Annotated in this window: 21 protein-coding genes and 1 pseudogene; 9 read left to right on the top strand and 13 right to left on the bottom strand. The window is 40.7% G+C overall.

Going from position 1 to position 24,906, the window contains the following annotated elements; translation table 11 throughout:
- Positions 1–55: 55 nt before the first annotated feature.
- The gene (locus tag B2107_RS15480; protein WP_293956562.1) at positions 56–2,239 is read right to left on the bottom strand and encodes a S9 family peptidase; all 2,184 of its coding nucleotides are present in this window, start codon (positions 2,237–2,239) and stop codon (positions 56–58) included.
- A gap of 264 nt (positions 2,240–2,503) precedes the next feature.
- Positions 2,504–3,232 carry a 3-keto-disaccharide hydrolase gene (locus B2107_RS15475; protein WP_293956560.1) on the bottom strand — a complete coding sequence of 243 codons (729 nt, stop codon included), beginning with the start codon at positions 3,230–3,232 and terminating at the stop codon, positions 2,504–2,506.
- A gap of 73 nt (positions 3,233–3,305) precedes the next feature.
- Between B2107_RS15475 and B2107_RS15470 the strand changes: the two genes are divergently transcribed.
- From B2107_RS15470 to B2107_RS15455, 3 genes and pseudogenes are all read left to right on the top strand, one after another.
- Positions 3,306–3,674, top strand: a complete 369-nt coding sequence (locus B2107_RS15470) for a dihydroneopterin aldolase (protein ID WP_293956559.1) — start codon at positions 3,306–3,308, stop codon at positions 3,672–3,674.
- 79 nt (positions 3,675–3,753) lie between these two features.
- Positions 3,754–4,465, top strand: a pseudogene (locus B2107_RS21940) (AAA family ATPase).
- A gap of 224 nt (positions 4,466–4,689) precedes the next feature.
- Complete coding sequence (locus tag B2107_RS15455; RefSeq protein WP_209578952.1) at positions 4,690–5,133, top strand: Hsp20/alpha crystallin family protein; 444 nt, start codon at positions 4,690–4,692, stop codon at positions 5,131–5,133.
- Positions 5,134–5,305: 172 nt separating this feature from the next.
- Here the strand turns inward: B2107_RS15455 and B2107_RS15450 are convergent, their stop codons facing one another.
- Positions 5,306–5,743 carry an acyl-CoA thioesterase gene (locus tag B2107_RS15450; protein ID WP_209578951.1) on the bottom strand — a complete coding sequence of 146 codons (438 nt, stop codon included), beginning with the start codon at positions 5,741–5,743 and terminating at the stop codon, positions 5,306–5,308.
- 118 nt (positions 5,744–5,861) lie between these two features.
- Between B2107_RS15450 and B2107_RS15445 the strand changes: the two genes are divergently transcribed.
- The 4 genes from B2107_RS15445 to B2107_RS15430 all read left to right on the top strand — a co-directional run bounded on the left by B2107_RS15445 (position 5,862) and on the right by B2107_RS15430 (position 9,582).
- Positions 5,862–6,365, top strand: a complete 504-nt coding sequence (locus B2107_RS15445; protein ID WP_293956555.1) for an RNA polymerase sigma factor — start codon at positions 5,862–5,864, stop codon at positions 6,363–6,365.
- Complete coding sequence (locus B2107_RS15440) at positions 6,355–6,996, top strand: hypothetical protein (protein ID WP_209578949.1); 642 nt, start codon at positions 6,355–6,357, stop codon at positions 6,994–6,996. Before B2107_RS15445 ends, B2107_RS15440 begins: the two co-directional genes overlap by 11 nt.
- A gap of 70 nt (positions 6,997–7,066) precedes the next feature.
- Positions 7,067–8,719, top strand: coding sequence for an ABC1 kinase family protein (locus tag B2107_RS15435; RefSeq protein WP_293956554.1), 1,653 nt, complete (start codon positions 7,067–7,069; stop codon positions 8,717–8,719).
- A 77-nt stretch (positions 8,720–8,796) separates the two neighbouring features.
- Positions 8,797–9,582, top strand: coding sequence for an SDR family oxidoreductase (locus B2107_RS15430; protein WP_293956553.1), 786 nt, complete (start codon positions 8,797–8,799; stop codon positions 9,580–9,582).
- Positions 9,583–9,647: 65 nt separating this feature from the next.
- On the opposite strand, the gene B2107_RS15425 is transcribed toward B2107_RS15430, so the two are convergent.
- Both B2107_RS15425 and B2107_RS15420 read right to left on the bottom strand, forming a co-directional pair.
- Positions 9,648–10,241: a YceI family protein gene (locus tag B2107_RS15425; RefSeq protein WP_293956551.1), complete on the bottom strand. Its 594-nt coding sequence runs from the start codon at positions 10,239–10,241 to the stop codon at positions 9,648–9,650.
- A 102-nt stretch (positions 10,242–10,343) separates the two neighbouring features.
- Positions 10,344–10,931, bottom strand: a complete 588-nt coding sequence (locus tag B2107_RS15420) for a Crp/Fnr family transcriptional regulator (RefSeq protein ID WP_293956550.1) — start codon at positions 10,929–10,931, stop codon at positions 10,344–10,346.
- A gap of 244 nt (positions 10,932–11,175) precedes the next feature.
- Between B2107_RS15420 and B2107_RS15415 the strand changes: the two genes are divergently transcribed.
- Entirely contained in the window at positions 11,176–11,715 is a 540-nt protein-coding gene (locus tag B2107_RS15415) for a GNAT family N-acetyltransferase (RefSeq protein WP_293956549.1), read from the top strand.
- Between the two features lie 8 nt (positions 11,716–11,723).
- On the opposite strand, the gene B2107_RS15410 is transcribed toward B2107_RS15415, so the two are convergent.
- The 7 genes from B2107_RS15410 to B2107_RS15380 form a co-directional block, all read right to left on the bottom strand.
- Positions 11,724–12,125: a DUF1634 domain-containing protein gene (locus B2107_RS15410; protein WP_293956547.1), complete on the bottom strand. Its 402-nt coding sequence runs from the start codon at positions 12,123–12,125 to the stop codon at positions 11,724–11,726.
- Between the two features lie 78 nt (positions 12,126–12,203).
- Entirely contained in the window at positions 12,204–13,037 is an 834-nt protein-coding gene (locus tag B2107_RS15405; protein ID WP_293956546.1) for a sulfite exporter TauE/SafE family protein, read from the bottom strand.
- A gap of 220 nt (positions 13,038–13,257) precedes the next feature.
- Positions 13,258–16,365: an efflux RND transporter permease subunit gene (locus tag B2107_RS15400; protein ID WP_293956545.1), complete on the bottom strand. Its 3,108-nt coding sequence runs from the start codon at positions 16,363–16,365 to the stop codon at positions 13,258–13,260.
- Positions 16,366–16,386: 21 nt separating this feature from the next.
- Positions 16,387–17,478, bottom strand: coding sequence for an efflux RND transporter periplasmic adaptor subunit (locus tag B2107_RS15395; protein WP_293956544.1), 1,092 nt, complete (start codon positions 17,476–17,478; stop codon positions 16,387–16,389).
- Positions 17,468–18,802 (bottom strand): TolC family protein, encoded by a 1,335-nt coding sequence (locus B2107_RS15390; protein WP_293956543.1) that lies wholly within the window; start codon positions 18,800–18,802, stop codon positions 17,468–17,470. The genes B2107_RS15395 and B2107_RS15390 overlap by 11 nt, the downstream gene beginning before the upstream one ends.
- Positions 18,803–18,982: 180 nt before the next feature.
- Positions 18,983–20,362, bottom strand: a complete 1,380-nt coding sequence (locus tag B2107_RS15385) for a HAMP domain-containing sensor histidine kinase (RefSeq protein ID WP_209578938.1) — start codon at positions 20,360–20,362, stop codon at positions 18,983–18,985.
- Complete coding sequence (locus B2107_RS15380; RefSeq protein ID WP_209578937.1) at positions 20,359–21,045, bottom strand: response regulator transcription factor; 687 nt, start codon at positions 21,043–21,045, stop codon at positions 20,359–20,361. Before B2107_RS15380 ends, B2107_RS15385 begins: the two co-directional genes overlap by 4 nt.
- Before the next feature lie 160 nt (positions 21,046–21,205).
- Between B2107_RS15380 and B2107_RS15375 the strand changes: the two genes are divergently transcribed.
- Complete coding sequence (locus B2107_RS15375) at positions 21,206–23,719, top strand: phosphocholine-specific phospholipase C (RefSeq protein ID WP_209578936.1); 2,514 nt, start codon at positions 21,206–21,208, stop codon at positions 23,717–23,719.
- 1 nt (position 23,720) lies between these two features.
- Here the strand turns inward: B2107_RS15375 and bioB are convergent, their stop codons facing one another.
- On the bottom strand, positions 23,721–24,803 hold the full coding sequence (gene bioB / locus B2107_RS15370) for a biotin synthase BioB (protein WP_409456564.1): 1,083 nt from the start codon (positions 24,801–24,803) through the stop codon (positions 23,721–23,723).
- Positions 24,804–24,906: the final 103 nt, after the last annotated feature.

Below are 24,906 nucleotides of genomic sequence, written 5' to 3'. Positions count from 1 at the left end.
AAGGCATCTTTCATATGGAAAGTTGCCTTTTTTATTTTTCTAGCTTGCCTGAGTTTTAAGATGGATTTTTGAGGTGTTGATTAAAATAGTCTGCAATTTTTTCGTACATATGGATACGGTCTTTCCCCATCACGTTGTGTTCATGAGTCGGGTATAGAAAATAATCTACTTGCTTTCCGGCTTTAATACAGGCTTCTAAAAACTCCATGCTATTCTGTTGAACAACAACTGGGTCCTGTGCGCCGTGAATAATCAATAGCCTTCCTTTCAGCTGATCCGCTTTATTGAGCAGTGATGTTAATTTATAGCCTTCTGGATTTTCCTGTGGAGTGTCCATGTAACGTTCTCCATACATCACTTCATAAAATTTCCAGTCGATGACTGGACCTCCGGCTACAGCAGCCTTGAAAATGTCGTTGTGGTGCAGCATGAAGGAAGTAGTCATGAATCCACCGAAGCTCCAGCCAAAAATACCCATGCGTTGTTGGTCAACAAAGGATTTTGATTTAAGGAATTCAATTCCTTTCATTTGATCGGCCATTTCATTTTGGCCGAGGTTGCGATGAGTAGCCGTATAAAAATCCCGACCTCTGTAATTTGTGCCGCGATTGTCCATGGTGAAGACGATATAACCTTGCTGGGCCATATACATGTCGAAGTAACCTGCGCCGCCTAACCATTTGTTGGACACCAACTGGGAGTGTGATCCGCCATATAAGTAGTACATGACCGGATACTTCTTGGCCGGATCGAAATCGTTGGGATAAATGATACGTCCCGTCAAAGGATATTTTCCATCTGCAGAAGTTAATTGTACAAATTCGATTTTAGGATCATTTATTTTCCCGGTAAAAGGGTTTTCAGCATTGACTAAGGTTGTTTCTTTAGCAGATTTGACGTTCTTGATCTGAATTTTATTCGGTGTTTTTAAGTTGCTGTATTGATCGTAGATATACTTGCCGTCGTCACTTAAGGCAGCATGGTGCATGCCAGATTCATGTGTTAACTGAATTGTCTTACCTGATTTTAGATCAACTTCGAATAATTGACGATCCAAACCATTATTGGTTACGCCGGTATAACTTACTTTGTTGCCATCGGCCGAGAAGTCAAGCAATGTTTCCATGACGATGTCTTTATAGCCTAACTTTTTAATCAAATTACCGTTGGTATTGTATAGGTAAAGCTGATTGTAACCATCCTTGTCGGATTGATAAAGGAATTGATCTGGTTTGTTTGGTAAAAATGTCAACGGGTTTTCAGGTTCCACCCAGGTTGTTGCAGTTTCTCCAAATAATGTTTTGACCAAGGAACCGTCTTCAGCACTATATTTGTTGACTTTAAGGTCATTTTGTCCGCGGTTAAGTAGTCCGACGTAGATGTATTTTCCTGAAGGATCCCAAGTAACCATGGTTAAATACTGCTCTGCATGCTCACCGGTTTGAAGTGTTACTTTTTGTCCACTGGTGGTATTGTAAACGACCAAAGAAACTTCTTCTGATTTTTGCCCTGCCATTGGGTACTTTATCCATTTGATGTCCGCAATGCTGGAACTCCATTGTGGTAAAGGATAATTGGCTACCATAGTTTCATCTTTACGGTAGTAGAGCAGTTTGTCATTCTGATTGTTCCACCACATTCCTTTCTTGATGCCAAATTCCTGACGGTGTGTGTAATCGCTTCCATTGACAATCCCTTTATTGCTGTCATCGGTTACAGCAGTAATTTTGCCATTCTTGTCGATGATTTCAATGTTGTTTTCGACTAGGTAAGCGATTTTAGAAAAGTCTGAACTTACCTCACGATTCGCACCTTTGTTGTCATTGCCAATAAAGCTTTCAATAGTTTTGGATTGAATGTTGTACGTTACCGCGTACGTTTTATCTTTTCCTTCAACTTGGAGTAAGAGCGAATTTCCGTCAAGCCATTTATACCCATAAGGAAACATCCGAAGACTGAATGAGTCATTCGGAATAGCCGCCTTTAAAGCGGTTTCGAGGTCCGTTTTTGATGCCAGAGTTGTCTCGCTCCAATTGTTTGTTGAGCTTTTCGATAATAGATTCTGGTATGATTTATCGAGATAGGAGATGGTGCTGGATTTTGGGATCCACGAGGCACCAACTATCGATGTCGGTGCGTAGGTGCGGGGGCCAAAGACTGTTTCTTCTAAATTGAGGTTGCGTTGCGCATAGCTACCTAAGGAGCTTGCCAACAAGAAGAATAGCGCAATTCTTTTCATTAAGCTGTAATATTTTGTGAAAGTTTATTCTAAACGGCATAAGTGAACCCGTTCCAACGGTTATTTTGCGCTATGCTCTACTCACATCGGACTAAGAGGTCTGCTGTGGGTAAAAAATTGACGCACAAAGAACGTATTATATTCCGTTTTGTTTTACTATTTATAGGGCTAAAATTAGGGAAATAGCCCTATAAAACCTAATACAGAATTGTTGCTTTCGTAACTAAAATTGTTTCCTGCAAACCTCTACTTCTTGCTGCTTAGCTACAGTTTACGTAGCCATATGTTTCGGAATTGAACCAGATCACCATGATCCTGTAGCATGATTGGGCCTGGACCGTGGCTTACCTGTTTGGGCAGCCCTATATATTCTGTCGTACCGTCTATTTGGGTATTGTTTTGCACTAATACGCCATTATGTAGCACGGTTACAGTTCCTTTACAGATTAATATTCCATCTTTACTGAATTGGGGGGCTTTGTAAATAATATCATACACATGCCATTTGTCTGGCACAATTACCTGCGCCAGTGGTGGGCGCTGTTTGTAAAGACTTCCTGCTCCACCGTTGACATAAGTCGGATTGTTGTTGTTGTCCAGTACCTGAATCTCATATAGTCCTTGTAAGAAAATTCCACTATTGCCTCTTCCTTGACCCTCACCTTTGATTACCTCGGGGCTTTTCCATTCCACATGCAGTTGAAAATCGGTAAAATGTTCGTTGGTCTCAATGGCTCCAGCTCCGGGTTTTACTTCAAGTACATTATTGTTCACCGTCCAGTTGGCTTGCCCTTTTTCACCTTTCCATTTACTGAGGTCCTTGCCATTAAAAAGGACAATGGCGTCGCTCGGTATGCCATGATCGATTGTTATGGTTGGAGGGACAGGACTGTAATATTCCGTGTCAGAGGGTTTCATATTGGTCTGGGCATATAGCCCTGTCGCGCCAAATAAGAGTGTCAATGCTATCGCTGAGGATAAAAAAGCGTTCATTTGTTGGTTTTTTGGTAATGGTTAAATATACAAATAATCCCTGTTGTATGGAACAATTTCCTTAGGTTTGTGCATGGCAACCATTTTACAGACAGTATCACTGAAAGAAGCGCGATTCTATGCACCGATAGGGTATTATGAAGAGGAACAGGTGTTAGGTAACGAATTTTTTGTCTCTATTGACGTATGTTTTCCCTTTCTGAATTTGGAGACGGAGGATTTGACAAATACGCTCAATTACGAGGAACTTTATCAGATTACTGCCAGCGTAATGCGACCTAAACGAAAATTGCTTGAATCTGCTGCGTCAGAAATATTGGATCAGATTCGAAGTCGGGTATCCCATGCTGTAACGATAGAAGTCGTCATACGAAAATCAAATCCTCCTTTCGGAGGCGATCTTGCCTGCTCACAAGTCAGTCTTAACTATTTCAAAGATTAAAAAATAAACTGGATCAGCCGTATGTCGTCTGAAAGATTTAGTTTTAGCAACAGTTATTTGGATGTCTTAAAAGTATACTATGAATATTTTTGATCTGGTCATTGCTGATAAAGAAAAGATTGCTTTGGAAACGGTTTTCTTACAGAAAGAAAGTCGTCAGAAACTTTTGCAGCTCATCAAAGAGCATCGTTATATCAAAGAGCTTGCGCAATACGGCCTGCCGGTCAGTAATAAAATTTTACTGCATGGTTATTCTGGCTGTGGAAAAACCACAACGGCCAAAGCGCTGGCAACTTCGCTCGACAAACCCATTTATGTGTTAAATTTGAGCAATCTTATTTCGTCTCGTATTGGGGAGACTTCGCAACACATGAAGCAGGTCTTCGACAAAGCGGGGCGCGAAAAGGCCGTTTTTGTTTTTAGACGAATTTGACCAAATTGGTAAAGCACGGATTAGTGAAGAAAAGGATGTGGGTGAAATGCGCCGCCTCGTGAATTCTATTATCCAACTGATCGATTATTTTCCTGCTGAAGCGGTATTGGTTGCTGCTACGAATCATCCTGAGATATTGGACACTGCTATCGTTCGACGTTTTCAGCTTCGTCTGGCGTTTGAGTTACCGAACAACGGGCAGTTAGATGCCTATTATGATAAACTGTTTATGCCATTCCCACAGTATGCTGAAGTCGTTCCCCGGCGTTATGGGATTTCTTATGCAGAGGCAAAAGATTATATTTACGATGCTGTCAAATCCTTGGTCATCGCAGCGCTAGAAAGCGATGAAATTTAATGTTGTTTTAAAATGGATGTGTTATCTTGCTTTTCTAGACGCCAAGCTGATGTGTGCCGTTGTTCGCATAATGTGTAAAATATATAGACAAAATGGCATTTATTTTTAGTTATAAGTGTCATTTTGTCTTTAAAATAGGTGTGGTACGCAAATTGAATAATTCCTTTCAAATAGTTAGAACAAAAAAGCTTAACAATAAAACAAAAAATTAGGAGGACAAAAAAATGGCATTAATTAAATTCCCATCAAAAAGTTTAAATACTGATGCAGTAAATCCGTTTGTAAATACAGTATTTGATAATTTATTCAACGATAATTTTATTTCAGATCGTTTGGTTTCTCGTGTTCCAGCGGTAAATATATCAGAAACCGAGAAATCTTTCAAAGTCGAAATGGCTGCGCCAGGATTAGATAAGTCTGATTTCAAAATCAATGTAGATAAGAATCTGATTACGATTTCGGCAGAGAAAAAGGAGGAAAGTGTCAGTGAAGAAAAATTATACAGTAAAAAAGAATTCAATTATTCGTCGTTCTCACGCTCGTTTACTTTGCCTGATACGGTAGACTACAGCAGTATTGAGGCTGCGTATGAAGGTGGGATATTGATTTTGACTGTAGGCAAGAAAGAGGATGCAATTATCGCTAAGCGTTTAATTGAAGTGAAATAATTAATAAGCATTGAATCGCATATCCGATTTTGAGATGATCAAAGGAACGATAGAAGAAGGATAAAGGAAAATAGTTTTTAGGTTTAGTTTATGTTTTCATCCCTTGGAACCTCATTTGTGTTCCAAGGGATTTTTTTCTTTTGTATCAGTTTGCTGTTATATCTACTATAGATTATTCTGTCTCTTCATATTTTTCAGCTCGGGGAATTTTGGCGAGAAGGGGCGCTAGTTCTTCTGGCAATTTTGTTAATTTTCGTTTTTGAAGGTCTAGCCATGCTCCATCGACATGAACTGTGCAGCAGCGGGTTCCGTCCGAACGAAATACCTGGTGCATAAATGAAAACCGGCTATTGTTTTTGTTGTATTTCGTCAATTCCACTTTGACCTGTACATATTCGTCCAAATGGATTTCTTTAAAATACAGGAGTTCTTCCCTAAATAGTATGGGACCGATATGGTATTCCGCAAATTTATCGAGAGAAAACCCCATCTTGTGCAGCATATTACTGCGGGCCTGTGCACAAATATCAGCGTAAGCAGAATGGCGCATATGTCTATTTGCATCGATCTGCGCCCAAATGATCTGACCTTCATAAAATATATTTTCCATAATCTCTAGCGATAAGTCTCATTTTTAATAACAATTTACATATTTTTAAATAAAGCTGTAACATTTTGCATGTTTGCTATACTTATTACCTAAACTAAATTTAATAAAAAGTCGCTAGGTGAACCCATCGGAAATAGAATTTCTTAGACTGATTGATGAGAATAAAGGTATTCTCGTTAAGGTGAGCCGTATGTATATGGATGATCACGATGGGCGGCAGGACCTGTATCAGGAAATCGTCTATCAATTGTGGAAATCCTACGGAACATTTAAGCGGCAGAGTAAATTTTCAACATGGATGTATCGTGTTGCCCTTAATACGGCCATGGTATTCTTAAAAAAGGAAAAGAAGCATCAGATTTACGATGCGTTGGACGAACGGCATGACGCTGCTGATGAAGGTTATGACGCTGATAAAGATGAGCAATTAAAAGTTTTCTATCAGGCAGTCCAGGAACTGAATGCAATCGAGAAAGCGCTGATCTTTTTGTTTTTGGAGGGCCAAAGTCATCGGGAAATTGCAGAGAATTTGGGTATATCGGAGGTGAATGCCCGGGTGAAATTGAACCGTACAAAAGAGCGAATTCAACAGATCATTAAAAAATATAACTATGAATTTTGATGAGTTAAAGAAGTCTTGGCAGGAACAGCCGACAGATGAAGATTTGCAGAATCCAAATCTGAAGTACTACAAGGAGGTAGGCAATATTATGGGCAAGCTGCGCAAGAACATCAAGCGCGAGTTTATTTCATGGTTGTGTTGTATGTGTTTTCTATTTTTGGTACCCATATTGCCCATTTATAAGATCGAAGGTTATGCAGCATTTGCCTATTACTTTTTTATTGTACAGATATCGTTATCGAGTCTTCTATACTATCGAAGATTTTTTTACTTGGTAAAAAGTACAAAGCAAATCGAACTGTTGGCCTCTAAAGAACATTTGCTTAAAACGTATTACGACTTAAAGTATGCCGTTGAGACGTATCGTATTGCAGCCTATGTGATGATCCCACAGGCGTTGTTTCTTTATCTGATCATGATCGCCCAGAACCGAACGAGTGTATGGTTTGATCGGTTATATCATTTCAAGGAGACTTTTGCAGCAGATCCTCATTTTATTGTTTGGATGATCCTCTCGGCAATTGTTGCTATTGTTTTGGTTGTTGGTGTGACGGAACTTATGATTCGCTGCTATTATAGTCGTTACCTCGTTCAGATCAAAGATAAGCTGGATCAATTGGAGACGGAATAAAGTTTCACAGCAAACTGTGTTTTTTGCGCATGGATATTTCGTATATTGTTATCGAAATCCAAGATCCGTTATGTTTAATCCGACAAAGAAGTTACAGCGCAGTTCGCAGATCTTAAGTATATTGGCCAAATATGGTTTTAAAGACGCAATCGCTCGATTGCCATGGAAAGGGTCTAGAGCGTCAGTAGATCATCCTATTGACGTCGATACAGTTAGTGTATATGCGCGTATACGCATGGCGCTTGAGGAGCTAGGTCCGGCTTTTATCAAGCTTGGACAATCTGCTTCGACCCGGGAGGGGCTGCTGCCGAAAGATTTGGTGGATGAACTTAAGCGCCTGGAGGATAATGTTCCGCCTTTTGAAGTCGACATTAAATCCTATCTTGCAGAAGAGCTGCAACTGGATATTGACGCGTATTTTCAGGAGATTGTGGCCGAACCGTTTGCTGCAGCGTCTATCGCTCAGGTGTACAGAGCAACCTTATTAGATGGCACCCAAGTGGTGTTAAAGGTGCGACGCCCGGGTATCGATGAGCTGATGCGCAGTGATCTCGCACTCATGCGTGATATTGCCAAAATCCTGACCATGTACAATGATGTGCTGGAAAACCTTAATCTATCTTTGATTGTCGAATCTTTCTCCATGACTTTGCAGGAGGAGATGTCTTTGGCAATTGAACGACACAATATTGAGCGGTTCGCTAAAAATTTTAAGGGAAATAAAGATATTAAGGTGCCGAGAGTTTACCCCGAACTATCGTCTGATCGTGTGCTTTGCATGGAGTATCTGGATGGTTTTAAAGTTACCGATGTGGCAGAAATCAAGCGGCGGGGAATGGACGTTCAATTGCTTGTTAAAAATGGGATCAATTTGTATCTCGAACAAGTTATTATCCATGGTTTCTTCCATGGTGATCCGCATCCAGGAAATATGATGGTAATGCCAGATGGGCGAATTGCCTTTTTGGATTTTGGAAATATGGGTAAATTATTGGGCATAGACCGTAGACTGCTGGAAGAGTTTATTCAATCGGCCATATCCGAAGATGCTGTCCGGCTTGCTGACGTGATTGAAGATGTCGCTGTCGTCAGTCATATACCAGACCGGAATCAGTTTGAGCGCTCGCTTTATGAGATTTTTGATATGATCGACAATGTGTCACTTGGCGATCTTAGCTTAGATTTATTATTCAATAAACTATGGAAAATTATTGGCGACAATCGCCTGTATTTTCCAGAGTATATCTATCAGTTGATGCGGGGCATCTCACTGATGGAGGGGATAGGGCGCCAATTATATCCTGATCTCAACATTATGGAAAGCATTAAGCCATTTGCGCGGCGAATTATGATGGAACGGCTCTCTCCGCAGGCCATGTTCAAAAAAGGAAAATATAAAGTGGAGTCCTTTGTTCGTGATGTGGAGAAACTACCAGAAGATATGCGTGCGCTTGTGCGCTTATTCCGGACCGGGAATTTTACCCTCAACCATCGTTTGATCAGTGCCCGATCTTTCAATACGATCTTAAGAAAAGGTGTCAATCGTATCGTCATTGGCATTATGTTTATGTCGCTCAATTTGTTGGGCGGAATGATCATCGTAGCGCGAGTTGAACCGAAATGGTGGGGAATCCCAGTTTTTGCCTGGATATGCTTAGGTTCGGCTTGGGTTTTTGCAGTCTATTTATTTATTGCCATGATTCGGGCAAAAGACAACGATTAGTGGTATCGAAGATGGTGTTTTAGTGAAGAAGGATGGTTGGGAATGTAGCTAAAGAATAAGATAGGAAATAACAAAATATGGAAATTAATCTAACTGGAAAAAAGGCTTTGATTGGAGCGAGTTCAACCGGTATAGGTGCCGGGATTGCCCGAGTGCTTGCCTCTTGTGGCGTATCGGTAACATTAGCCTCCCGAAATGAGCAAAAGCTACAGCATGCCTGTGAAAGTTTAGACCGGTCTAAAGGGCAGGTACATCAATATTTGCTGGTGAATTACAACGATCACGAAGCCTATAAAAAACAGATAGCACATTATTTTGAGTCGAATAAGGTTGATATTTTAATCAACAATTCGAATGGACCCCAAGCAGGAACCATTGCTCAAAAGCATCTTTCAGAATATCAGGACGCTTTTGAGCTCTTGTTTCAAAATCACTGCTACACGACCGGATGCGCGCTGCCCTATATGCAAGCTAACGGATATGGTCGTATTATCAATGTTTCTTCTTCTACGGTGAAGGAGCCCGTTTCTAACTTGGTATTATCCAATACTATCCGTACGGCATTGGTTAGTTGGAGTAAATCGCTGGCGGAGGATGTTGCCAAAGATGGTGTGACTGTAAACAGTATCCTGACAGGACTATTTGATACCGACCGCATACAGTCGCTAACCGATCTGGATGCACAACGTTTGGGCATATCGTATGATGAGGCGCTGCAAATACGCTTAAAACAGGTTCCGGCACAACGCCTGGGTAAACCTGAGGAATACGGCTATCTTGTCGCTTTCCTTTGCTCAACCTATGCAAGCTATCTTACCGGTGCCAATATTCCGCTGGATGGCGGTCTGTTAAAAGGTCTGTAAAAAATGATGGCTATCTGATATCAAATCGGATAGCCACCAAGTTTGTGTGATTTATTATTTCCCAATTAATTTAACACCAATTCAGTGTTTACAATGATATCAACATCCGAAGCAACAGCTTCTACACCCGAAGGTAGTTTATCGTTGTATTTCAAGCCAAAGTCGTGGCGGTTAATTGTTGTTTTAGCAGTGAAGCCTGCACGTGTTTTGCCCCAAGGATCGGTAATGATCCCCCCATTTTGAGTTACCTCGAATGTCACTTTTTTCGTTACATCACGGATTGTTAGATCCGCTACCATCACATATTTTCCTTTTACTTTTGTATTTTTAAAACTAACAGACTTCAATGTCATTTTAGGGAATTTTTCCGCAGCGAAGAAATCGTCAGTTTTTAAATGGTTGTCACGGGCAGCGACACGAGTATCGATACTGTTGACATCAATAGAAAAATTGATTTTGGCATTGTTAAAACTTGTACCTGTTGCAGTTTCAACTGTACCTTCTACTTTTGTAAAATCACCATCGACAAAGCTGATACCTAAGTGCTTTACGTCAAATCTTGCATTTGTATGCGCTGGGTCTGCAGACCATTTTACTTGTGCTACAGCAACATTAATCATTAATACTGCTACTGCCAAAACTTGGAAAAATCTATTCATCTTATTTTCTTTTATTTATATAACTGAAATATGTTCAAATTGTTTGTTTGAACAAACTTATGCAAAGTTGGTATAAACTTGGAAAGAAAAAATTGATGTAGGTCAAGAATTTCGATTAGGCTTCAAGAGCTGTCTTTTTAGGCGACTAAGAAACTCCTGTGTGACGCCGAGATAGGATGCTAATTGCATATTTGAAATCCTAGGGTAGATTTTGGGGTACCGCTTGATAAAATCAAGATATCTCTCCTGAGCAGTAAATCCGATACTCGAAATGATGCGATGTTGGGATGCTACCTGTGCACGCTGTGCCATTATCCTAGAAAGTTTTTCAAAGATTGGATGGTCTTTGTACAGTTTGTCTTTATCTTTTTTTGAGAGGGTAAGCACAACAGCGTTTTCTAGCGCCTGGATGTTTTGTAGTGCCGGCTCCTGATAGTTGAAGCTCGCAATATCACCAATCCACCAATCTTCAATCGCAAATTGTAGAATATGTTCTATCCCGTCGGCAGTGATATAGAATGATTTAAATAGACCGCTCACCACATATGCTTCATGATGGCAGATTTCACCGGCGCGTAGAAAGTACTCTTTTTTCTTTATTTTTTTGACTTGATAACGTGAAACGATGTCATTCAGTTCGTCCTCTGTGACATCAATACGTTGTTTTACAAATTCTCTAAATTGTTCCATTTGGCTGTAAAATACAAAATTTTGTAAAGCTAATTTTAGATGCGCTAAGATTCCTATCAACACCTACATTAGAATAGGGGTAAGTTGCACTAGCTTAGCTTCATATTTGAATAAAATTTTTGTTAGATCTACATTTCTATGTAATATTTGTCTTGCTGGCCCCTTAATTTAGCTAATTTCATCATTAATTGGTATATTCTGTATAAATTGAAATATTTCGATTACTAAACTAGCACTGTGCCGCATGAAGTTTGTCGCCCCCAACACGCTCGAAAATGATCATGTTTTATTGAGGATCATGGACCCATCGGATTTCGAGGCGCTATACCAAGTTGCCAAGGACCCGCTGATCTGGGAACAACATCCCAATAAAGACCGTTGGAAAGAAGATGTTTTCCGCCAATTTTTTGAGGCTGCTTTGGCAAGTAAATCAGCTTATTTGATCTATGATAAGAAGAATCATGCATGCATTGGCAGTACACGGTATTATGGGCTTGACCAGGTTGGGCAATCAATTTTTGTTGGATTTACCTTTTATGCGCGCGCTTATTGGGGGGGGGGCATTAATCCTTTGGTAAAAGAGATGATGTTTGACTTTGCTTTCAATTTTGTGGACAGCATTTTTATGCACGTTGGTGCGGAGAATTATCGTTCGCAGAAGGCTGTGGAACGCTTGGGGGCAATCAAAGTCGCGGAGCGGACCGTGAGCTACATAAATGAACCTGAAAGGAAGAACTTTGAATATGTGCTGAAGAAATCTTCTTGGCTGCGCGCCAAGAGATAAGGCGATTATTATCCCTTGACGCCGCTAAGAATACTTCCTATAATGACAGCTAATACGATCAATGTAATGATGATATAAAGCTTGTCCTTTTCGATTACAAATCCAAATAGTGAACCAATCACCCGTACAATAGGGGTGAAAATTAATAAGAGGACACCGAGCTGTATGATTTGGGGAACATTTCGGCTCAATGCGCCAGTAATGATTCCGGTAATTGTGGTATTGGAGTTTCCCTCACCGACAAAATCGCTGTAATTCGGTACAGTTTCTTGTCCATGAACGATGAGGTAAAGGATGCCGCCCAGGATGAGAATGGAAGAAGCGATAACAACTCCTGTTCGTAAAATTTGTCCGACGAGTAGCGAGATATCTTTGTCTCCCCAATAATTTTTGGAAAATACGTGTTTCATTTTGATTATTTGTTTTCCTTCTTCCTATAGGTGAAGGATCTTACACTATTATTATGCTAATTGCGTAACGTATGTTTTTTAAAATTTATGCTGGAATCCGTTGAAAATCATCTCTAAGGCCACGAATGTTATGGCGACAGCGAAAATGATACGTAAAGTCTTTGGATTCATACGTTTTAGGAGCTTAGATCCTGTAATGGCGCCGCCTAATACGCCTAAAATTACCGGAAATGCAATACCGGGATCCATATAACCTCTTTGCAGATACACCACTGCAGAAGCTGCTGCGGTAACACCGATCATAAAGTTACTCGTTGTTGTACTGACTTTAAATGGAATTTTCATCATGCTATCCATTGCAAGTACTTTAAGGGATCCGGAACCGATCCCCAATAAACCGGAGATAACGCCCGCCACACCCATCAATGAAAAACCTCCCACAATATTGGTTAGCTTGTAGGGGATTAATTTCCCCTCAACTGGATAGGTACTGTTTAGCTTCAGTTTTTCAGCTAACGGGGAACCGCCAGCGTGCGCGTGCTCATTTTTCTTACGTACAGTCATCGCTGCAGAGAAGATCAGTACAAAACCAAAGATTATGGCGATGGTATTGGTCGGCATATAAATGGCAATAACAGCGCCAATGACCGCCCCAATGGTGGTAGCGATTTCTAAAAACATACCTAGCCGGATATTGGTAATGCCTTCCTTGACATAAGCTGTTGCAGCACCAGAAGAAGTGGCGATTGAAGCAAGCAGGGCTGCTCCAATGGCATAGCGAATATCAACATGAAAGAAGAGTGTTAATAAAGGTATCACAACGACCCCACCCCCTAAGCCTGTCAGCGATCCTAATAACCCTGCTACATAAGCACCTAAGAGAAGGATGATTGTAAATGTGAGAATAGTCATAAATATATTATTTGTTTTGATCCTTAACACACAAATTGTTTTAAGGAAGGTAATTTATTGCAAAATTAAGGGCTTTTTATCGCTTTTTAAATTTAAAAGCCGCAAGAGATACAATTGTTACATCGATACTGCCTATGCAATTGGCATGGGTTGTTATCGCTTAGCGCAGTATCGATGGTGTTCATTAATTTGATAAATTGTATATAAGCTATAGACAACACTATTCGGCTATTGTTTGCTGAATCTTTTCTTTTCTATTGAAGATATCATAGATGATCGGAAAAACCAGCAAGGTCAATATGGTTGCTGAGATTAGTCCGCCGATGATCACGATCGCCAGTGGTTTTTGTGATTCCGAACCGATACCCGTAGATAGTGCAGCTGGTAGGAGTCCTATAGAAGCCATCAATGCTGTCATAACCACAGGTCTTGTTCGCGATTTTACACCTTTATAGATCGATTGGTCATTCGGTAGTCCATCTTTCTTATTCTGATGAAATTCTGAAATCAGGATAACTCCATTCTGAATACATATACCGAATAATGCAATCATGCCTACGCCTGCTGATATCCCAAAATTCATACCTGTAACGTGCAAAGCTATAATTCCGCCAATCAGTGCAAAAGGAACGTTTGCTAATACGAGCAAAGAGTCTTTGATGTTACCAAACAAAATGAACAGTAAGAAGAAGATAAGAAACAGACTGATCGGAACCACCTGAGCTAAACGGTGTGTAGCACGTTGCTGATTTTCAAATTGCCCAGTCCAGCCAATGGAATACCCTTCCGGAAGCTTAATTTTACTAACCTTTTGTTGTGCTTCTGCAATGGTGCTTCCTAAATCACGGTCACGGATGGAAAATTTAATACCGATATAGCGTTTGATGTTGTCGCGATAGATAAAAGCAGCACCGTTATCTTTTTCAATGGTCGCGATACTTTTCAACGGAATTAATGTGCCATCACCACAGGGAACCATCAGCTGCGCAATGTCTTTTTCTGTTTTACGGTATTCGGGAGCGTAGCGCAGGCGGATATTGAATTTCCGTTCGCCATCGTACAAGATTGAGGCTGTTTTTCCTCCGAATGCCATTTCGAGCACCGCCTGTGCATCGGCCGGCAAAACGTTAAACGCTGCCATACGGGTTCGATCCAATACCACACTCACTTCGGGCTGGCCAATATTGAGAATAATACCTGGATCTTTAATTCCTTGTATACCTTTTATTTGTGCATAAACTTCTTTTGCAAGATGGTCTAAAGTTGTTAGGTCGTCACCAAAAATCTTGATTCCGTTTTCAGCTTTAAAACCAGCAACAGCCTCAGCAACATTATCCGAAATAGGCTGTGAGTAGTTGTAAGTAATGCCCTGGTATTGTTTGAGTTTGTGGTCCATTTCATCAATCAGCTGATCCATAGTGATCTTGCGTGTCCATTCTTCTTTGGGTTTTAGCGCTACAGCAAACTGAACAAAACCAAACCCGTTAGGATCTGTACCATCGTTGCTCCGTCCAGTTTGGGAGAGTACACCAGTGACCTCAGGGAAGGTTTCCAACGTACTTTTTAATAGTTTGGTTGTTTTAACCGATTCACGTAAAGAAGTACTCATAGGCATCTCGGCAGTAACCCAAAGGGATCCTTCGTTTAATGTCGGTAAAAATTCTGTTCCTAAAAATTTTGCTGAAAACAAGACTGCCGCCAATAAAGTAATTGCGAGGATCATGCTCAGACGTTTGTTTCTAAACGTGAAACCAAATCCTTTAGCGACGACGCTATTCCAGAATTCCACAAAAGGATTGTGGCGCTCCCGCACATTTTTATTGAGCAGAATATGTGATAAAGCTGGAACGAGCGTTAAGGTAAAAAGCAGCGCTCCCAATAAGGCAAAACCTAGGGTGAAGGCTAGTGGCGCAAACATCTTTCCTTCTACCTTCTGGAAGGAAAAAATAGGAATCAATGAGGTAATGATAATCAGTTTGGAAAAAAAGATGGCTTTTCCCAATCCCGTTCCTGTCTGTTTGATCCAGCCAGCTTTGGCCATCTTGTTGAATTTTTCCATGCCAAGTTTGTGTGCCTTATGGTCCAGCATGACAAATATCCCTTCCACCATAACCACGGCACCGTCGATAATAATACCGAAGTCTACCGCGCCCAAAGAAAGCAGATTGGCACTCATTCCGGCTAGTTTAAGGCATAGAAAAGCAAAAAGTAAGGCGAGTGGTATGATAATGGAAACAATAACTGTGGTGCGCCAGTCTGCCATAAAGAGCAGTACCATCAAGGTGACAAGCACAATACCTTCGATCAAGTTATGCATAACGGTATGTGTCGTGAAATCCATGAGGTTGTCACGGTCATAAAAAGTTTGCATCTTGACGTCCTTGGGGAGGATTTTGTTGTTAAGCTCATCTATTTTTGCTTTTACAGCAGTCAATACCTCTCTTGGATTTTCACCTTTGCGCATCACGATGGTTCCTGCTACCACATCATCATTCTTTCCAAAACCGGCTTGACCCACGCGAGGCATCGCGCTTTCTCTCACTTCAGCCACATTCTTGACGAATACAGGATTTCCCTTTTGATTGATTACGGTCATATTTTCGATGTCATTGATTGAGTTGACTAAACCAATACCGCGTACTACATAGGATTGACCGCTTTTTTCGATGACATCTCCACCGACATTCAGGTTACTTTTGCTCACGGCATCAAATACCTGTAAAGGTGTCAGATTAAATTTGTCAAGTTTTATAGGGTCCGTACTGATTTCGTAAACCAAATCTTGTCCGCCAAAAACATTGATATCGGCTACGCCGGGGACACCCCGCAGCGCCCGGTCAATGACCCATGTCTGTAAAGTAAGGAGGTCGCGTGAATTGCGTTGATCGCTGTGTAAAGTATAGCGGAAAATCTCTCCTGTAGGACCGTAAGGGGGCTGTACATCGGGATCGACATCGTCTGGCAGGCTCACAGACCGCAAGAGGTTATTGACTTGGTTGCGGGCAAAAGTATCGTCGACACCATCATCAAAGATGATTTTTACAATGGAGAGGCCAAACATGGTCGTGCTGCGTATACTCGTTTTCTTTTGTACCGGGCTCATACCCAATTCAATCGGTGTAGTCACAAAACGTTCGACTTCCTCTGCACTCCGACCATTCCATTGGGTAATGATAGTTATCTGTGTATTGGTAACATCCGGAAATGCCTCAATGGGCATACTTTTAAAACTGATAAAACCAGAAATAGCCAAAATACCCACCCAAATAAAGGTAAAAGCTTTATTCTTTATGGAAAAGGCAATGATATTTTTAATGAATTTGTTCATTCGTGTAAATGCTAAAACGGATTAATTATTCAGTGCTCTATAAATCAAAAGTTTATTGTTTACAACAACTTTCTCTCCTTCCTGTAATCCAGTAGTTATATAGGTTGTTTCTTCGTTTTGCTTAATCGGCAGGATTTCACGAATCTTGATGTCATTTTGAGATTTGTAAACCAACACGAAATATTTGTTTTGATCGAAAATGACTGCGTCCGAAGGAACAGCTAGCGCCTGTGTATTGGATCGATGTGCTACTTTAATTGTGGCCTTACTATCTGGAATAAGTAGTCCATCTTTATTGTCGAGTACGACACGGGCCTGCATAGAATTGGTTTGCGGGTCGATAATCTTAAAAATTTTGTCGATACTACCTTGAAATTTTTTGTCCGGATAACTCAGCGTTGACACCACGGCAGGCATGCCCATACTAATCTTTTCAATATCTGTTTCATTGACATTCAAAATCGCCCATACATCTTTTGTATTGGCCACATCGAAGATGTTGTCGCTTCGGTCACTCCGCAGTTGCATGTCCTTATTGATATTTTTTTGTACGATATATCCATCGATTGGGGATACCACCGAATATATATTGCCGCGTCGAACATTATAGATCTGACTGACGGCTTCTGAGCGGCGGAGCTGCTCTTTGGCTTTAGTTAATTGTCCTTTTGCTTCCAGCATGTCCTTATCTGTACTCAGTTTACCTGTGTACATGTCTTCCGCTACACGGTAGTTTTTTTCTGCGAGCAATACATCGGTTTTGGCATCCGAAAGATCCTTTTGTATACCGGCGACTTCCGTACTTCTGATTGTGGCCAATACCTGACCTTTGTGTACATAATCGCCTAAGGATACATTCACGGAGACCACATTACCGCCAACGAGTGGGAAGATATCGATGTAATTGTTCTGATCAGCAGATATTTTACCAAAGAAATTGAGTTCTTCGCTCACATTTTCTTTTTTGACGGTTGCAAAACTGGTCGATTTTAGCATCGTTTCGCTCATTTCGAAACCTTTGACAACGGCGGTATTATCCGTTTCTTTATGATTTTTGCAAGAGTAGAGTAGCACTACTGCTACTGTGGCTGTGAGAAGTTTTTTAGTTGACATGAGTTGAATTGAATATAGAAGTTTGCGCCAGGTAGTTTAATTGTTCGGCATTGAGAATAATTTCCTTTTTCATATCATATAGCTTCAGCATGGATATGCGGTAGCTATCCATAAAATCAGTGAATTCCACCAGGGAGATGTTACCTTTTCTGAAATTATTGAATACGCCATCGTAGACGACCGCGATGTCGTGGAGGTCGTCAGGTGTAATGGTAAAATACTGATTGTATTGGTTTTGCCAAGACAGGTAATTGGATCGGATCTGTGATTCGAGCTGCTGCCGTTGGACTTCAATATTCTTCTTTGCTTCTTCTTCGGCATATTTTGCCTTGATTACATTTCCTTTATTTTGTTTCCATAGCGGGAGTGGAATTGCTGCTGTTAAGTTGATTTCATTGCGAAAAGCACCTGAGTTTTGACTATAGGCAAGCCCAAGATTGATATCAGGTGTATTTAGCGATTGTTGCCATGTTGTAAATAACTGTGCGCTTTCCGAAGTTTTTAACGCAAATTGATAATCAGCATTGTTTTCCAGCGCCAATTGATAGATTTTGTCTAAAGGCATTGTTGGTTTTACGGCAAGTACCTGATCCGCTTCTTGATCGGTTAATTTCGGTAGTACGTCTTCCTGACTGGAGATGAGTACACGTAATTGTTGTTGTAAGTCAATGCTATTGTTAATCGCATTTGTTTTTTCGTTATTGAGATCGATAGCCATTGTTTGAAGGCGAACTTGATCTTTTAATGAAATGTTTCCTTTCTTACCTTGTTCTTTGTATGCCGTTAGTAGATTATTTAGATAGTCAAGCTGAATTTTGATATCCGCCAATTTATGCTGTTCAAAGTAGAGGGAGTAAAAGGTTGTACGGAGCTGTGCATGAAGACTTGCCAGCAATTGACTAAATTGTAGCTTGGAAAGTTCGACATTCGATTTGGCGAATTCTACTTGATTTTTCTTTTTTCCACCGAGATAAATTAATTGCGATATACTCGCTTCTTTAGAAGGACCGACGTGGAATACCTTTTTGTTCTGTGGATCATAGGCGTTAACATTCATTTCAAGCTGTGGCAGATCCCATATTTTAGCTTGTATGACGTCTGCCTCAGCCTGGCTGATGTCATATTGTTGGGCGAGTAGAGAAAGATTGCTCTTTACAAATGCTGCTTCGCATTCTCGAAGCGTCATTTGCTGTCCGGCGATATCGCCTTGCTTTTTTATAAGTGTACTTTCATCCATACGCACATGATCTGTTTGCGGTGGTCTCTGCTGGGCAAATGCCATACCATTGAAAAGCAATAAAAATATTAAAGGTTTCTTTGTCATATGTTTCAAAACTGATGTAACAAAATAACTGGTCGAACATTAAAGACCCCTTAATAAATGCTTAAAAAAAGCTTAAAAAAGCATGTTTTTCAGGTAGGGAAGAAGCCTAAAGCATCGGTTAATAAATGTATGTGCTTATTGCCTAATGGGCTTCTAGGTAATTTGGAGGAATTTTTTCAACTAACCTTCTTGGTTGAGAAACAATTTAAATAGTAATACAAAAGTATGCGTAGATTGTTTTCGGTCCGCTTGATATTCAATTGTCGCATGATGCGATTCCATGATGCGTTGAACAATGCGCAGTCCCAATCCAGATCCTGTTGTCTCACTCGCATTTTCTCCGCGGCTAAATGCATCAAAAATTCGCTTTTGGTCGCTGGTACTCAAAGCTGGCCCCGTATTACTAACAAGCACTTTTAGTTCTTGTGCTGATTCTAGCATTGTGACTTTCACCTCCCTGTTGTCTGAGTAGAGCGCAGCATTCTTAAATAAATTTACAAAAGCGATTTCAATCAATTGGGCAGAACAAAAAATGCTGAGTTTGGGGTCGTCAGTTCCGCTAATTGAAAAATCCAGCTGAAGGTCGGGATATACTTTGGCTACTTTTTCATAGGCCGTAAATATAATTTCATCGATTCGCTCTTCTTTATAAGTCATTTTTAAACTTTCCGAATCAAATTTTGAAAGGAGCATAAGCGAATCTGTGACTTCTGAGAGGTGCAATGTTTCTTTGGATATGTTACGTAATACCTGCCTCACCTCTTCGCTTAACTGGTTCTGATGGTACAGATTTTCAAGTTGAAAAGACATTCGTGCAAGTGGTGTTCGTAATTCGTGGGAAGCACTGGAATTGAATTCTTTCTGCGATTCGAAAGCAGTAGAAAGGCGTAATAACATCGTATTAAATGCCCGGGTTAGTACAGTAATTTCGTCGGTATTTCCTGTGTAATCAACAGGTTTAGTGAGTCTACTGGCATTAATCTGCGTAATATTGTCTTTTAATTTATCGAGCGGAATCAACAGGCGTTGGATCAGATTATAGCTGAATACCCACACTAAAGCTGCACTCAGCACAAATAATATCGTGAGGACAAGCGCTAGGTGGTCCATTTTTTCATTTCCGGAATAATCCTGTGCTTTTACGATAATATAGTAGGGCGATCCGTTAATGCGATAATATTTGGCAAATGTCTCATATTGGTCCTGGTTGTAGAAGATTTGCTTTTCCTGATCGAGCCTATTAACAATTGATGCGCTCCATGTAACGGTTTGGTCCTTAACAGTGCTAAAGACTAACTGTTTGTTTTTGTCGAGGATGATAACATCTTCATAGAAAAGGCCATCTTCGTCATCGTGAAAATAGTTTTTGTATGACTGGCGGTTGAAATAGGGGTTACTGGCGATATAATGGGAAATATTGTCTAATTTATCAATCAGTCGCTGGCGAAATTGATCTTTCCGAAAATCGAAACTAGCATAGTAGATAATCAACATCGCCATACCGAAAAGGACGGAGAATGCAATACTAAAGCTAATCGCTATTTTCTTCTTTAAATTCATTTTTCTGCCGATAGGTAATAACCAAAGCCAGGTCTTGTATGGATCAGTTTATTTTCAAAGTTTTTATCAATCTTCTTACGTAAAAAGTTGATATAAACTTCAATTGTATTCTGTGTTGTCTGAAATTGATTTTGCCACACTTCTTCCGATATATGTTGCTTGGACAAGGTACGACCCTTTGCCTGTGCCAGGATAAGCAGCAGTTGAAATTCTTTTTGAGTAAGATTAATTTCTTCATTTGCACGTAATACACGGGCCTCATCAGGATAAATGATCAGATCATCGACTACCAATGTTTTTGTTTCATTGCTTTCGCTATGTTGTTGCCGACGTAACAGGGAATAGATGCGCATCAGCAATTCATCTAAGACGAAAGGTTTAACCAGATAGTCATCAGCAGCCCGGAGAAATGCCTCCTTTTTATCATCTATATCATCGTATGCCGAGAGAATAATAATTGGTGTAAGGGCGTCATGGCTTCTTATCTTTTTACAGATTTCCAATCCATTGATTTTGGGGACATTGATATCTAATAGATAAAAACTATATTTTTTCTGGTGTGTTTTGGCCAAGAAATCAATTCCATCAAAGGCTTGATCACAGGTAAAGCCCTGGCTTAATAGAAAAGATCGGATCTCTTTCGAGAGTACCTTGTCGTCTTCGAGCAGCAAAATGTCTACCATATTTATATCTGTTGTCTTTTCGTAAAAATAAACAAATTTTTGTCATTCAATCAAAGAGATGTTTTGTTCGTAATTATGTTGGTAACATAAGATTTACACGAAGAAATGTGAAACAAAAGGAAATCTAAGTAGATTCAAATCGAAATTATAAATAAGTATTATGGAAAGCAGAAGAGAGTTTCTGAGAAAAACTTTGCTATTCTCGGGAGCAGCAGGAATTGCCAGTTTTATGCCTGGTTCAATCCAAAGAGCCTTTGCAATAGATCCTGAGATGGGAAGTACATTTTTGGATGCCGAGCATATCGTTATCCTTATGCAGGAAAATCGATCTTTCGATCATACGCTTGGGACGCTTTCTGGAGTTCGGGGTTTCAATGATCCACGGTCAATCCGCTTACCGAACGGTTTACCCGTGTGGTATCAAATGGATAAAGAGGGAAAAACGTATGCTCCTTTCCGATTAAACCTGAAGGAAAGTAAAGTGACCTGGATGGGTTCTCTTCCACATAGTCGTGCAAGTCAGGTGGATGCCTTTAACCAAGGTCGTTACGATCATTGGCTGTTATCGAAGCAATCAGGAAATAAACAATATGCGGCTATGCCCTTAACATTGGGGTATTTTACTCGTGAAGATTTGCCCTTTCATTATGCCCTAGCAGATGCTTTTACAGTATGTGATCAGAATTTTTGCTCCGGCATGACCAGCACCACGCCGAACCGTTCTTTCTTCTGGACGGGGAAGATTACAGAAATGAAAGATGGCTTGCAAAAGGCAAATATTAGGAACGACGATTTTGCGTACGGTAAAATGACTTGGGAAACTTTCCCGGAATTGCTTGAGAAAAATGGAATTACCTGGCGTTTTTATCAAAATGAGACAAGTTGTGGCGGAGGATTTGCTGGAAAAGAAAGGGCATGGTTGTCAAATTTCGGATGTAATTTACTAGAGTTCTTTCAAGCTTATCACGTTAAATTTAAGGAAAACTATATCAGAAATCTGGAAACTCAGGTTCGGGATTTGCCCATGCAGATTTCCAAGTTGGAGGAGAAGTCTCCTTCTTCTGAGGAACAAGCGATAAAGATACGCGCTGATATTCGAAAAAAAAGCGAGGTATTGGAACGAGCCGAGAAGGAACTCAAAGAATATAATCGGGAAAATTATAAAACGTTAAGTGATTTTGCTAAATCATTGAATGAAAGAGCTTTTACGGTAAACAAGGGCGACAATAATTACAGGTCGCTTGAGTCCTTGAATTTTAAGTGGAAAGGAAAAAAGGGGACGCTGGAAGTTCCGAAAGGGGACGTTCTTTATCAATTCCGGAATGATGTTGATACCGGTAGATTGCCAGCCGTATCCTGGCTGGCTGGTCCGCAAAATTTTTCGGATCATCCGAGTGCTCCCTGGTACGGAGCTTGGTATGTATCAGAAGTTTTGGAAATTTTAACGAAAAAACCTGAAATTTGGAAAAAAACAATTTTTATCATTACCTATGATGAAAACGATGGTTATTATGATCACGTAAAGCCATTTGTTGTTCCTGATTTGACTAAAAAAGACACCGGGGCATGCTCTGCTGGTATTGATACGGAGGTGGAAATGGTACGTTTAGCCAAGGAGCTGAAGCAGGGGATATCTAAAAAACAAGCGCGTGAAGGAGCTGTGGGTTTAGGTTTTCGTGTGCCCATGTATATTGTTTCGCCCTGGTCGCGGGGGGGTAAGGTGTGTTCTCAGGTATTTGATCATACATCTACTTTGCAGTTTTTGGAATACTTCTTCAATAAAAAGCTGAACAAGAATATGCATTTGGAAAACATCAGTGCATGGCGTCGAACGATCTGTGGTAATTTGACTGCAGCCTTTACACCTTTTACACAGCAAAAAGAGCAGATCACTTTCCTAGACCGCAATCAGCACATTGAAACGATATACCATGCGCAGTTCAAAGATCATCCGCGAGGCTTTGTTGAGGTCAAAGATCCTGAACTTGCGAAGAGAAAGGTCTGGATCCCAGAATTTGACCGTATACAGGAGCGTGGGATTCGTAAATCCTTAAATTTGCCTTATGCGCATGATGCAGTTGGCTATGTGAAAGATGGGCAGTTTTGTCTCGTGATGACTGTAGACAACAAGCTTTTTGGAAAAAGAACTGCCGGCGTAGCCTTTAACGTGTATAGTCCCCTAGAATGTCGTAATGAACAAGGCGAAAGTGAAACTTATAGAAATTGGAATTTTGCGGTGAAGGCCGGTGATCGTTTGGAATACCAATGGGACCTAGCAAAGTTTGAAGGAGATTGTTATGCTTTCGAACTGCATGGACCAAATGGTTTTTATCGTAAATTTTCCGGGGAGAAGGGGACAGCAGCAATACAAGCCGCGGTAGCTCCGGAGCTTAAGGCCCTGACACAGGTAGCTACAGGAAAATTACAGCTGAAACTAAAGAACAATAGTGACCAGCGCGTAACAATAGCTGTTGAAACCCTCAACTATAAAAAATATGCCACAACAAAAGAAATCGCCCCGGCCGAGGAAGTTATATTGATCCTGGATATTGAAAAACAAGGTAATTGGTATGATATTGCAATAAAGCCTAATGGAGACAATAATCCAATTATTCAGCTCGCCGGGCGCTTGGAAACAGGGACAGAAAGTACAACTGACCCCTTATTAGCATAAATTATTCTTTCTTCTGCTGCTTACCGCTGTTGCGGGGAACTGTATGTTCGGGTCTTGACCATTTGGGTCTTTCTCCAAGATCGTGATAAATTGCCATTTCTTTTGTGACGGTTTGGGGCTGACTTTTTTTCTCAAACGGCTGCTGTGTGACCAGACCTAATGTTTTAAATAGGTCAAGGTCTTCGTTGCTGTCGGGATTGGGGGTGGTGAGTAGTTTATCGCCAGAGAAAATCGAATTGGCTCCTGCGAAAAAGCATAAAGCTTGTCCCTCCTTACTCATATAGGTTCGTCCTGCCGATAGGCGGACCTGGGTTTTGGGCAATAAAATCCGCGCCGTAGCAACCATGCGTACCATATCCCAGATGGATGCGGTTTCCATTGTCTCCATTGGTGTACCCATTACAGGCACCAGCGCATTGATCGGCACCGATTCGGGCTGTGGGATGAGTGAAGCAAGGGTAATCAACATGGCAGCCCGATCTGCAATAGTTTCGCCCATCCCAATGATGCCACCACTACAGACTGTGATATTTGTTTTGCGTACATTTTCGATGGTCTGCAGGCGATCATCGTAACTTCTGGTGGAGATAATTTCCTGATAATAATTGGCAGATGAATCGAGGTTGTGGTTGTAGGCATACAATCCGGCCTCAGACAACCGTTGGGCCTGATTTTCGGTCAACATTCCTAGTGTACAGCAGACTTCCATGTCAAGTTTGTTTAAGGTACGAACCATATCAAGTACACGGTCAAACTCATGACCATCCTTCACATTACGCCAGGCGGCTCCCATGCAGATCCGAGAACTACCACGAGCTTTGGCAGCCATGGCTTGCTGTTTGACCTGTTCGACACTCATCAAGCTTTCTGCTTTTACATGTGTATGGTAACGTGCAGCTTGTGGGCAGTAAGCGCAGTCTTCGGGACATCCACCTGTTTTTATTGAAATCAATGTAGATACCTGCACTTTATTTGGGTCATGATATTTTCTATGTATTGTGGCAGCATCATATAGAAGCTCCATTAACGGTTTGTTGTACAGGGCGACAACATCTCCCTGCGTCCATTTTCGTTTTGATTCCATGTTATCCATCAGTTTTGTTATAAAATCGGTTCTATCTCACTAAGTAATGTTTCGACATCCTATTTAAAGATGTTTTTTTATGATGATTACAAAGATTATAGAT

It is taken from the genome of Sphingobacterium sp. UBA7855 (assembly GCA_002500745.1).
GTDB lineage: Bacteria > Bacteroidota > Bacteroidia > Sphingobacteriales > Sphingobacteriaceae > Sphingobacterium.
This window is presented reverse-complemented; position numbering and strand designations above follow the sequence as displayed.

Excerpts from the sequence above, each read along its gene's own strand:
- B2107_RS15475 (WP_293956560.1), bottom strand. The coding sequence starts at position 3,232 with ATGAACGCTTTTTTATCCTCAGCGATAGCATTGACACTCTTATTTGGC.
- bioB (WP_409456564.1), bottom strand. The coding sequence starts at position 24,803 with ATGGAATCAAAACGAAAATGGACGCAGGGAGATGTTGTCGCCCTGTAC.
- B2107_RS15440 (WP_209578949.1), top strand. The coding sequence starts at position 6,355 with ATGAATTTTGATGAGTTAAAGAAGTCTTGGCAGGAACAGCCGACAGAT.
- B2107_RS15430 (WP_293956553.1), top strand. The coding sequence starts at position 8,797 with ATGGAAATTAATCTAACTGGAAAAAAGGCTTTGATTGGAGCGAGTTCA.
- B2107_RS15425 (WP_293956551.1), bottom strand. The coding sequence starts at position 10,241 with ATGAATAGATTTTTCCAAGTTTTGGCAGTAGCAGTATTAATGATTAAT.
- B2107_RS15385 (WP_209578938.1), bottom strand. The coding sequence starts at position 20,362 with ATGAATTTAAAGAAGAAAATAGCGATTAGCTTTAGTATTGCATTCTCC.
- B2107_RS15415 (WP_293956549.1), top strand. The coding sequence starts at position 11,176 with ATGAAGTTTGTCGCCCCCAACACGCTCGAAAATGATCATGTTTTATTG.
- B2107_RS15405 (WP_293956546.1), bottom strand. The coding sequence starts at position 13,037 with ATGACTATTCTCACATTTACAATCATCCTTCTCTTAGGTGCTTATGTA.
- B2107_RS15420 (WP_293956550.1), bottom strand. The coding sequence starts at position 10,931 with ATGGAACAATTTAGAGAATTTGTAAAACAACGTATTGATGTCACAGAG.
- B2107_RS15480 (WP_293956562.1), bottom strand. The coding sequence starts at position 2,239 with ATGAAAAGAATTGCGCTATTCTTCTTGTTGGCAAGCTCCTTAGGTAGC.
- B2107_RS15455 (WP_209578952.1), top strand. The coding sequence starts at position 4,690 with ATGGCATTAATTAAATTCCCATCAAAAAGTTTAAATACTGATGCAGTA.
- B2107_RS15435 (WP_293956554.1), top strand. The coding sequence starts at position 7,067 with ATGTTTAATCCGACAAAGAAGTTACAGCGCAGTTCGCAGATCTTAAGT.
- B2107_RS15380 (WP_209578937.1), bottom strand. The coding sequence starts at position 21,045 with ATGGTAGACATTTTGCTGCTCGAAGACGACAAGGTACTCTCGAAAGAG.
- B2107_RS15375 (WP_209578936.1), top strand. The coding sequence starts at position 21,206 with ATGGAAAGCAGAAGAGAGTTTCTGAGAAAAACTTTGCTATTCTCGGGA.
- B2107_RS15395 (WP_293956544.1), bottom strand. The coding sequence starts at position 17,478 with ATGTCAACTAAAAAACTTCTCACAGCCACAGTAGCAGTAGTGCTACTC.
- B2107_RS15400 (WP_293956545.1), bottom strand. The coding sequence starts at position 16,365 with ATGAACAAATTCATTAAAAATATCATTGCCTTTTCCATAAAGAATAAA.
- B2107_RS15470 (WP_293956559.1), top strand. The coding sequence starts at position 3,306 with ATGGCAACCATTTTACAGACAGTATCACTGAAAGAAGCGCGATTCTAT.
- B2107_RS15390 (WP_293956543.1), bottom strand. The coding sequence starts at position 18,802 with ATGACAAAGAAACCTTTAATATTTTTATTGCTTTTCAATGGTATGGCA.
- B2107_RS15410 (WP_293956547.1), bottom strand. The coding sequence starts at position 12,125 with ATGAAACACGTATTTTCCAAAAATTATTGGGGAGACAAAGATATCTCG.
- B2107_RS15450 (WP_209578951.1), bottom strand. The coding sequence starts at position 5,743 with ATGGAAAATATATTTTATGAAGGTCAGATCATTTGGGCGCAGATCGAT.